Here is a 1,418-nt window from a genome sequence, read left to right on the forward strand (position 1 = left end):
CCGCGGCGATCTGGCACAACCACAAGACTGGGCAGCCGGTCATGCGGTCCCTGATCGCCTACGACCACTGATCACATCGGAATGACTCGTCTAGAGGCACGGGGAACCGCGCGAGAAACCACACCCAACCCGCACGCGGAGGACTCGCATGACCACGCAGCCGACCACGCAGCTCGAATCCGACGAACACAAGGCCCTACGATCCGCGGTCGCCGCCCTGGGCAAGCGCTACGGCCGCGAATACCTCACCCGCACCGTCGCCGAGGGCAAACCCCCCACCGAACTCTGGTCCGAGGCGGGCAAGCTGGGCTATCTCGGCGTCAACCTGCCGGAGGCGTACGGCGGTGGAGGCGGCGGCATCACCGAACTCTCCATAGTCCTGGAGGAGTTGGGTGCCGCCGGATCCCCCCTGCTCATGCTCGTCGTCTCCCCGGCCATCTGCGGCACGGTGATCTCCCGCTTCGGCACCGAGGAGCAGAGGCGGACCTGGCTCCCGGGCCTCGCCGACGGCACCCGCCTCATGGCGTTCGGCATCACCGAACCCGACGCCGGCTCCAACTCGCACCGCATCACCACCACCGCCCGCCGCGACCCGGCAAGCGGCGACTGGCTCCTCACCGGCCGCAAGGTCTTCATCTCCGGTGTCGACATGGCGGACGCCGTCCTGATCGTCGGCCGCACCGAGGACGCCCGCACCGGACGCCTCAAGCCCTGCCTGTTCATCGTCCCGACCGACGCCGAGGGCTTCCAGAAGCGGCCCATCGACATGGAACTCAAGGCCGCCGAGAAGCAGTTCGAGCTGGTCCTGGACGACGTCCGCCTCCCCGCCGACGCACTCGTGGGGGACGAGGACGCGGGCCTGCTGCAACTGTTCGCCGGGCTCAACCCCGAGCGGATCATGACCGCCGCGTTCGCGATCGGCATGGGCCGCTACGCCCTCGCCAAGGCCGTCGAGTACGCCCGCGACCGCAGCGTCTGGAAGACCCCCATCGGCGCCCACCAGGCCATCGCCCACCCCCTCGCCCAGGCACACATCGACCTGGAACTGGCCCGCCTGATGATGCAGAAGGCCGCCCACCTCTACGACGCGGGCGACGACATCGGTGCGGGCGAGGCCGCCAACATGGCCAAGTACGCGGCCGCGGAAGCCTGTGTGAAGGCCGTCGACCAGGCCGTGCACACCCTCGGCGGCAACGGCCTCACCCGCGAGTTCGGACTCGCCTCGCTGATAACGGCCGCGCGCGTGGCTCGTATCGCCCCGGTGAGCCGGGAGATGATCCTCAACTACGTCTCCCACCAGACTCTCGGCCTGCCCAAGTCCTACTAGACGAGTCATTCCGAATGCTGACGGTGCGTCTGGGAACGAAGGCAGGGCGTCCAAGATCGATCTGTGACGAATGACCTGGACGCCCTGCTGA

At 68.4% G+C, this 1,418-nt stretch carries 1 protein-coding gene; it reads left to right on the forward strand.

Annotated features, from left to right (window positions below; translation table 11 throughout):
• Positions 1-148: 148 nt before the first annotated feature.
• On the forward strand, positions 149-1,327 hold the full coding sequence (locus tag ACGFYV_RS37525; RefSeq protein ID WP_393883030.1) for an acyl-CoA dehydrogenase family protein: 1,179 nt from the start codon (positions 149-151) through the stop codon (positions 1,325-1,327).
• Positions 1,328-1,418: the final 91 nt, after the last annotated feature.

This window comes from Streptomyces sp. NPDC048297 (assembly GCF_043201585.1).
Taxonomy (GTDB): Bacteria; Actinomycetota; Actinomycetes; order Streptomycetales; family Streptomycetaceae; genus Streptomyces.

Coding starts and splice junctions, on each gene's coding strand:
- ACGFYV_RS37525 (WP_393883030.1), top strand. CDS start 149: ATGACCACGCAGCCGACCACGCAGCTCGAATCCGACGAACACAAGGCC.